General features: G+C 66.1%; 9 protein-coding genes. All 9 read right to left on the bottom strand.

Annotated features, from left to right (window positions below; translation table 11 throughout):
• Nucleotides 1-363 (bottom strand): PHP domain-containing protein (locus ACIQ2E_RS10625; RefSeq protein WP_398330040.1); only part of this gene is annotated, 363 nt, incomplete at its 3' end.
• 103 nt (nucleotides 364-466) lie between these two features.
• Nucleotides 467-1,939, bottom strand: coding sequence for an Asp-tRNA(Asn)/Glu-tRNA(Gln) amidotransferase subunit GatA (gene gatA / locus ACIQ2E_RS10620; protein WP_398330037.1), 1,473 nt, complete (start codon nucleotides 1,937-1,939; stop codon nucleotides 467-469).
• A gap of 32 nt (nucleotides 1,940-1,971) precedes the next feature.
• Entirely contained in the window at nucleotides 1,972-2,214 is a 243-nt protein-coding gene (locus ACIQ2E_RS10615; protein WP_398330034.1) for a DUF1816 domain-containing protein, read from the bottom strand.
• Between the two features lie 52 nt (nucleotides 2,215-2,266).
• A complete protein-coding gene (gene rlmB / locus ACIQ2E_RS10610; protein WP_398330031.1) occupies nucleotides 2,267-3,982 on the bottom strand; it encodes a 23S rRNA (guanosine(2251)-2'-O)-methyltransferase RlmB in 1,716 nt (571 codons plus the stop codon).
• On the bottom strand, nucleotides 3,979-4,407 hold the full coding sequence (locus ACIQ2E_RS10605) for a ribonuclease III domain-containing protein (protein WP_398330043.1): 429 nt from the start codon (nucleotides 4,405-4,407) through the stop codon (nucleotides 3,979-3,981). The genes rlmB and ACIQ2E_RS10605 overlap by 4 nt, the downstream gene beginning before the upstream one ends.
• Nucleotides 4,400-4,747 (bottom strand): STAS domain-containing protein, encoded by a 348-nt coding sequence (locus tag ACIQ2E_RS10600; protein WP_296366612.1) that lies wholly within the window; start codon nucleotides 4,745-4,747, stop codon nucleotides 4,400-4,402. The genes ACIQ2E_RS10605 and ACIQ2E_RS10600 overlap by 8 nt, the downstream gene beginning before the upstream one ends.
• A 126-nt stretch (nucleotides 4,748-4,873) precedes the next feature.
• Entirely contained in the window at nucleotides 4,874-6,019 is a 1,146-nt protein-coding gene (carA, locus tag ACIQ2E_RS10595; RefSeq protein ID WP_398330026.1) for a glutamine-hydrolyzing carbamoyl-phosphate synthase small subunit, read from the bottom strand.
• Nucleotides 6,020-6,044: 25 nt separating this feature from the next.
• Entirely contained in the window at nucleotides 6,045-7,085 is a 1,041-nt protein-coding gene (trpD, locus tag ACIQ2E_RS10590) for an anthranilate phosphoribosyltransferase (RefSeq protein ID WP_398330023.1), read from the bottom strand.
• A 42-nt stretch (nucleotides 7,086-7,127) separates the two neighbouring features.
• Nucleotides 7,128-7,451 carry a DUF3288 family protein gene (locus tag ACIQ2E_RS10585; protein WP_296447680.1) on the bottom strand — a complete coding sequence of 108 codons (324 nt, stop codon included), beginning with the start codon at nucleotides 7,449-7,451 and terminating at the stop codon, nucleotides 7,128-7,130.
• Nucleotides 7,452-7,520 lie beyond the last annotated feature (69 nt).

Below are 7,520 nucleotides of genomic sequence, written 5' to 3'. Positions count from 1 at the left end.
CCGGGCGAAGATGCCCCGGCCGCGCATGCCGCGCAGGTGGCTGATGCTGGTGAGCTTCACCAGATTGCGGTAGCCCACCGCGTTCTTGGCCAGCACCACCAGGTGGTATCGGCGCTCCTTCTTGGGGGGGTTGGGGTCATCAAGGGAGCCGTTGATGACATACATCTCGTTACCGATGATCGGCTTCACCGAGGTGCCCTTGCACAACTTGAGCAGCTCAATGGCGCCATACATCACACCGTGATCGGTGAGAGCCAGAGCCGGCATCCCGAGCTCCTCAGCCCGCTTCACCATTGCCGGCAGCTGACTGGCCCCATCGAGAAGGCTGTAGTCGCTGTGGTTGTGAAGCGGAACGAAAGCCACAGGCGGTGCCGCAGGGTTGAAGCAGTAGCACCAGGCTAAGGGTCCACCACCAGATTCAGGGCCTGAGCAGCGGCTTCACCGGCAGCAAACGCCAGCTGTGGCGTTAGGGCACTAGGGCAGCAGCCGGACGGCTCTGCATCACGCGGGCGGCCTGCTCGTAGTGCCACGCCACCTGCAGCAACCGCTCTTCCTGCAGCACGCCTGTGATCAATTGCAAACCGATCGGAAGGCCAGCGCCATCAAAGCCACAGGGCAGGCTGATGGCGGGCAGACCGGCCATGTTGGCGGGGATGGTGAGCAGGTCGGCGAGGTACATCGCGAGGGGATCCTCGCTGTGGGCGCCGAAGCCGAAGGCAGTGGTGGGAGAGGTGGGCGTGAGCAGCACATCCACCGACCCAAAGGCTCGATCGAAATCGCGGCGAATCAGGGTGCGCACCTGCTGGGCCTTCTTGTAGTACGCATCCACGTAACCGGCTGAGAGGGCGTAGGTACCGATCAGGATGCGGCGCTTCACCTCATCGCCGAAGCCTTCAGCGCGGCTGCGCGATGTCATCGCGGCCAGGCTGGCGGAGGAAGGATCGTCAAAGGTGGCGCGGTAGCCATACTTCACACCGTCGTAGCGGGCAAGGTTGGCCGAAGCCTCCGAGGGGGCGATCACGTAGTAAGTGGCGATGCCGTCGTTGAAACGGGGGCAGCTCACATCCACCAGCTCACAGCCCAACGCCTCCAGCTGGGCAGCGGCGGCCATCACCGAGGCCTTCACCTCCGGGTCGAGTCCCTCGGCCTCGAAACACTCGCGCACGATGCCCACCTTCAGGCCCGCCACTGGCTGTTGCAAAGCAGCGGTGTAATCAGGCACCGGGGCCTTGAGACAGGTGGAATCACGCGGATCCTCACCGGCGATCACCTGCAGCAACTCAGCTGCATCGGCCACAGTGTTGGCGAAGGGGCCCACCTGATCGAGCGAGCTCGCGAAGGCCACCAGGCCATAGCGGCTGACGCGGCCATAGGTGGGCTTGAGGCCCACAACACCGCAAAACGCTGCGGGCTGACGGATCGAGCCACCGGTGTCGGAGCCGAGAGACCCCACGCATTCACCAGCGGCCACGGCGGCGGCGCTGCCGCCGGAGCTGCCGCCTGGCACCTTCTCGATGTTCCAGGGGTTGCGGCTGGGCCCGAACACCGACGTCTCGGTGGAGCTGCCCATGGCGAATTCATCGAGGTTCGTCTTCCCCAGGAGCACCGCACCAGCTCCCCAGAGCCTGGAGGTAACGGTGGATTCATAGGGAGGCACGAAGTTCTCCAGCATGCGACTGGAACAGGTGGTGCGCACTCCACGGGTGCAGAGGTTGTCCTTAATCGCTAGGGGCACCCCGGCCAGGGGCGGCAGCTCCGCACCCGCGGCACGGGCAGCATCGATGCGGTCGGCGTCGGCACGGGCCCGATCGGCGGTCACCTCGGTGTAGGCGTTGATGCTGGACTCGACCGCCTCAATGCGGCTGAGGTGCTGATCGGTGAACTCGCGGGCGGACACCTCGCCGCGCTTGAGCTGCTCGCGCCACTCGGCGATCCCCATCAACCCTGCTGCAAATCCTGGGCCCGACGCTATCAGTCGGCACTGATGGTGAAAGGCTCGCTGCGGCGGGTGCGCAGCAGCGCGTGGCTTAGCTCAACGGCTCCCTCACTGCGCAGGTCAGCCAGGAAGGGAGGCAGAGCCTCCTCCAGGCTGCTGCGCCGCACATAGGGCCCGAACCAGTAGGTGACATCGGGCTGACGCGTCTCCACCCGCGCCCACCAGGCCAGACCAAGCCCATTGGCAACGCTGCGCAGGGGCTGGAACAGGGTGGTCATGGGGCGGTGGGAAGTGGATTCATTGTGGCCGTGAAAGCGGCAAACGCAGCCATCAGAGCTTGATATCGCCAGAGAAGCCGTCGGCGGCGCCGGGCGCCAGGGTCAGCACGAGGTCGGGCTGGGGCTCCGAGCTGGCATCAGGGGCGTCGAACTCAGGGGCGCTGTGGTCGCCGGTGAGCTCGCTCACCACCTGGTCGACAACCTGCTGTGCGGCTTGCGTCTCCTCGGGGCTGAAGGCATCGAGCTCGTCCATGTCTTCCACATCGCGGGTTGGGGCGTCAGCAACAGCAGCAGCAGCAGTCGCCGTGGTGGCCAGAGGTGTCGAAGGAATCTGAGGACGCACAATGCGGGGCGCCGGTGCGGAGCCAGTGATGTGCTTCATCCAGCCGCGGCGAGCCACCTCGTAGAGCACCATCGCGGTCGCCACCGAGGCGTTGAGGCTCGGGGTGGCACCCCGCAGCGGAATCCGCACCAGCTGATCGCAATGCTTGCGGGTGAGCATCGAGAGGCCAGAGCCTTCCGAGCCGGTCACGATCACAAGGGGACCATCGAGATCGGCCTCGCTCAGGGCCACACCGGCTTCGCCAGCAAGACCGATCACGCGGTAGCCCTCTTCTTTGAGGGTTTCCAGGGAGCGATTGAGGTTCACCACCCGCGCCACGGGCAGATGCTCAAGAGCGCCGGCGGCAACTTTGGCCACCGACCCGGTGAGCCCTGCGCTGCGGCGCTGCGGCAGCACCAGACCATGGGCGCCGAGTGCTTCAGCGCTGCGCACAATCGCACCGAGGTTGTGGGGGTCGGTGACCCCATCCAGCGCCATCAGCAACGGCGGCTCACCGATGGTGCGGCAGCCATCAATGAGACTGCCCAGATCAAGGGTGTCGGCGGCAGCAGCCTGAAGCACGATGCCCTGATGCACAGCTCCATCGGTGAGCTGACCGAGGCGCGCCCAGGTGACCTCCTCCACCAGCACGCCGCCAGCTTTCGCTTCACGCAGTAGTTGCATGAAGCGGGGCTGGAAGCGCATCTCCGGTGTGCACCAGATGCGATGGATTGGGCGATCGCTCTCAAGAGCCGCTTGGGCAGCATGGCGCCCCCAGATCAGATCGTCGGCCGGGCCTGCATTAAAACGCTCGGATTCACCGCTGGGGGCATCCACAATCAGCGGGCGGGAATCGGCTGGCTGATCGCGCTCACCCCGCAGAGGGCGGCGATCAGAGCGGCGATCCTGGAAGGAAGGGCGCGCACCAAAGCGGCCCTGGCCCTGGGGACGCCCCGGCCGGCGCTCAGTGCGGCTACCGCTGCCGCGGGCACCATCAAAACGGGGGCGGAACTCCCCATTTCGGCGCTCAGCGCCGGAACGATCAGAACCGGCGCGATCGGAAGAGCTGCGGTCAAAACTGCTGCGATCGCTGCCGGAGCGCTCAGCGCTCCAGCGATCAGCACCCGGGCGCTCAAAGCGAGGCCGATCGCCGCCTGGGCGGCGGGCACCATCAAAGCGACGCTCAGGGCGCGCGCGATCGCGATCCCCAAAGCGTTCAGAGCGCTCACCCCGCTCCGGCCGGCGGCCAAAACTGGGGCGATCGCCGCGCTCCGGGCGACTGGGGCGATCACCGCCCTCGCCACGCTCAGGACGCCACTCCCCACGGGGCGCAAACGGGCGGCGCGAACCACCCCGCGCATCAGGACGACCTGGACGTGCAGGGCGCGATCCTGCCGCCCCCGATCCCTGGCCCTGGTCCCTGCGGCGATCAAAACGGGGGCTCATGCTTCAGCGGGCAAAGGGGTTATCGGGTCGGCGTTCTCGAGGTGTGCCAGCAGCTGGGCAAGGCGGCTGGGGTCTTGAAGAAAGAGCCAGCCAACCATTGTCTCAAACCCCGTTGCCCGGCCATAAATTCCGGCCTCACCTTTGCGGGGTCCACGGCCGGCACGGTTGCGGCCTTTCCGTACCAGCTCTAGCTCCTCCGGCGTCAGTAGGCCATCGCGCTCCAGCACCGCCAGGGCTGCCGCCTGTGCATCAGCGCGCACTTCGGCCACCACTGCTTGGTGCAAGGCGCCACTTCGGCCCGGCTTGCGGCAGTGGCGAAGGCGGTGATGCAACTCCCACACGGCATCGCCAAGCCAGGCCAGCTGCAGCGGACCAAGATCTGACGTGATCGAAGCGGCCGGGATGGCCGCGAGCCAATCAGGCAGCGATGGATCCGAGGGCGGTGTCGAGGTCAGGCTGGAGATGGAGGAACTGCTCAAGTCTCACCAGTTTCACCGTCTGCACGACACGGGCATTGCCCACCACCAGGAATTGCATGGCCTGGTCATTGCAGAGCTTCGCCATCTGCACCAGGGCACCGAGTCCGGAGGAATCGATGAAATCGATCTTGCTCAGATCGATCACCAGCGGTTGCGGCGTGCTGGTGAGGTGCTCGGTGATGAAAGCAAGAAATTGCTTCTCGGAATAGGCGTCCAGCTGGCCGGTGAAGCTGAACAGCAGACAGCCGTCCTGCTGCTGAAAGCCACCGCGCAGAGACACGGTCAATCGCTGCAGATCAGTGATGGCTCCTGACCTCTGACGTTTGGGGCGCCTGCAGTGTAGTGACGGTTATCGGAACGGGCAGGACCGCAACAAAGCTGCATTGATGGGCAATGCCGGGGCCCCAGCCGATCAGCTCCGCCGTTCGGCCATCAGGGCCGCAAAGCGTCCGAAGTGATGATCCGCGTCGTGGGGGCCGGGGCTGGCCTCCGGGTGGTACTGCACGCCGAACACCGGTTTGTGGCGATGGGCCAGAGCCGCCACCGTTCGGTCGTTGAGATTGAAGTGGGTCACCTCCACCGCATCCGCGGGCAGCGAGGCGGCATCGATGGCGAAGCCGTGGTTCTGGCTGGTGATCTCCACCAAACCGGGGCTACCGCAGGGATGGTTAAGACCGCGGTGGCCGTAACCCAACTTGTAGGTACTACCGCCCATGGCCAGGCCAAGAATCTGGTGGCCCAGGCAGATGCCGAACACCGGCAGGTTGTTCTGCTGCAGCAATCCGTTGGCGAGCTCGATGCCGGAGGTCACCGCGGAAGGGTCTCCAGGGCCGTTGGAGAGGAACACCCCCTCAGGTTGAAGCGCCAGCACCTGCTCCAGGGACGCATCCGCCGGCAGAACGGTGATGTTGCAGCCATGGGCAGCGAGGCGCTCGAGGATGGCGCGCTTGATCCCGAAATCGATCGCCACCACCTTGTAAGGGGTGGAGGGATTGCTCTGCTGGCGCTGGTCGAACGCGGCGGGGCAGAGGCTGCTCCAGGTGTAGGGAGCGGAGGTGGTTACGGCCTGGGCCAGGTTGAGGCCAGCCATGGAGGGGGCGGAGCGCACCTGCTCCAGCAGCTGTTGGGGGGTGCTGCCATCGCTGCTGATGGCCCCGTTGATCGCCCCGCCCTCACGCAGATGACGCACCAGCGCCCGGGTGTCGATGCCGCGGATGCCCACCACATTGTGGCGCTGCAACCAGGCCTCGAGGCTGATTTCGCTGCGCCAGTTGCTGGCGGTCGGTGCCAGCTCCCGCGCGATCACACCGCGCACATGGGGAGCATCCGCCTCCTGATCCGCGCTGTTCACACCGGTGTTTCCCAGCTCCGGATAGGTGAACGTCACCAGTTGACCGGAATAGCTGGGGTCGGTCATCACCTCCTGATAACCGCTCATGCCGGTGTTGAACACCACCTCACCCACGGCGGTGCCACTGGCGCCGAAAGCTTCACCGCGCAGCACCAGGCCATCGGCCAGCACCAGCAGAGCGGGAGAGGAGGAAGGGGCTGTGGTCATGGCCCCATCATCCCCTTCAGAGGGATCAAGCCAGGGGAGCCGCGAGAGCTGAACGCAGCCGCTCCAGCCGCTGCCACGCAGCGCCGTTGGCCATGGCCTCGAGGGCCTGCGGCACAGCCGCCGCCACGGATTCAGCGCAGCCGGAAGCCCACAGCACCAAGGCGGCGTTGAGAGCCACCACATCGCGCTGAGCCGCCGTACCCCGGCCTTGCAGCACCGCCTCAAGAATCACCTGGTTGTCTGCCAGCTCACCACCGGTCAGGGCCTGCATGGGCGCCTCCGCCAGACCCACCGACGCCGGTGTGATCGTTTCAGCCCGCACCGAGCCGGCCTCCACCAACCGCAGCTCGCTTGGGCCTGAGAGAGATGCCTCATCCAGGCCGCCATGGCCATGCACCACCACGGCGCGCTGCAGCCCCAGGCGTGCCAAAGCATCAGCCATCGGATCGAGCAGATCCGCCGCTCCCACCCCGAGCACCTGAGTATCGGGCCGCAGCGGATTCACCAGCGGCCCCAACAGGTTGAACACCGTGCGCACGCCAAGAGCACGGCGCAGCGGCGCCAGCCCCACCAGGGCCGGATGCCAACCGGGAGCGAAAAGGAAGGTGACGCCAGCTGGCTCGAGTGCGGCGATCACCTGCTCCGCCGGCGCCTTGAGATTCAAGCCAACGGCTTCGAGCACATCAGCCGAACCCACCTTGCCACTGGCGCTGCGGTTGCCGTGCTTGGCCACGTGTGCCCCGCAGGCGGCGGACACGAAGGCCACAGCGGTGGAGATGTTGAACGTGTTGGCACCATCACCACCAGTGCCGCAGGTGTCAACAAGGGGCAACTCCGGTCTGGGCCCTGGCAGCGGGCAGGCCTCACGCAGCACCTGAGCCATCGCCGCCAGCTCCTCACCATTCACCCCCTTGGCCCGCAGGCCGACGAGCAGAGCCCCAGTGAGCACCGGCTCGAGCTCCTCAGCCAGCCACGCCTGCATCAGGGCCGTGGCCTGTTCGGCCCGCAGCGACTCCCCCTGCAACAGCTGCTCCAGCAGCGCGGGCCAGGATGAAACAGCGGCCATGAGGAGGCATCAGCTGGGGCTGATGTAGCAGAAAACTGCGGGTCAGGGGCTGTCTTGATCGGCGGTGTCAAAGCCCGAGCCCACGGCTTGCTCTTGGGCGTCAACACCAGGGCGGTAGCCAGCGGCCCAGATGGCGCGGCAGCGCTGGTTCAATTCGGCGTGGCTGAGGCCCCAGAGGCGCAGGGTTTTCTGCAGATCGTCTTGAAGATCGAGTGCGCCAGGGAAGCCGGCGTAGCGCATCAGCAACCGGCCAAGATCCACCAGCTGTGCATCAGCAGGCTTCTCGGTGGCCAGCAGAGAATCCACCAGCTCCCGATCACTGGCATACAAAGGATGCTGTTGCTCGGGCTGATCGCTGGCGGGCATCAGAACGTGCGGCTGGGCTGGCTCCCTAGGTTGGCAGCTTCCTGCGGTGCGTCATGGCAGCCATCCGGT

This window comes from Vulcanococcus sp., assembly GCF_044369115.1.
In the GTDB taxonomy this organism is placed as follows: domain Bacteria; phylum Cyanobacteriota; class Cyanobacteriia; order PCC-6307; family Cyanobiaceae; genus Vulcanococcus.
Note: the sequence above shows the minus strand (reverse complement) of the source record. Positions and strands in the feature narration are given on the sequence as shown.

What these genes read in the sequence shown, in the direction of transcription:
- gatA (WP_398330037.1), bottom strand. Translation starts at nt 1,939, where the DNA reads ATGGGGATCGCCGAGTGGCGCGAGCAGCTCAAGCGCGGCGAGGTGTCC.
- ACIQ2E_RS10615 (WP_398330034.1), bottom strand. Translation starts at nt 2,214, where the DNA reads ATGACCACCCTGTTCCAGCCCCTGCGCAGCGTTGCCAATGGGCTTGGT.
- rlmB (WP_398330031.1), bottom strand. Translation starts at nt 3,982, where the DNA reads ATGAGCCCCCGTTTTGATCGCCGCAGGGACCAGGGCCAGGGATCGGGG.
- carA (WP_398330026.1), bottom strand. Translation starts at nt 6,019, where the DNA reads ATGACCACAGCCCCTTCCTCCTCTCCCGCTCTGCTGGTGCTGGCCGAT.
- trpD (WP_398330023.1), bottom strand. Translation starts at nt 7,085, where the DNA reads ATGGCCGCTGTTTCATCCTGGCCCGCGCTGCTGGAGCAGCTGTTGCAG.
- ACIQ2E_RS10585 (WP_296447680.1), bottom strand. Translation starts at nt 7,451, where the DNA reads ATGCCCGCCAGCGATCAGCCCGAGCAACAGCATCCTTTGTATGCCAGT.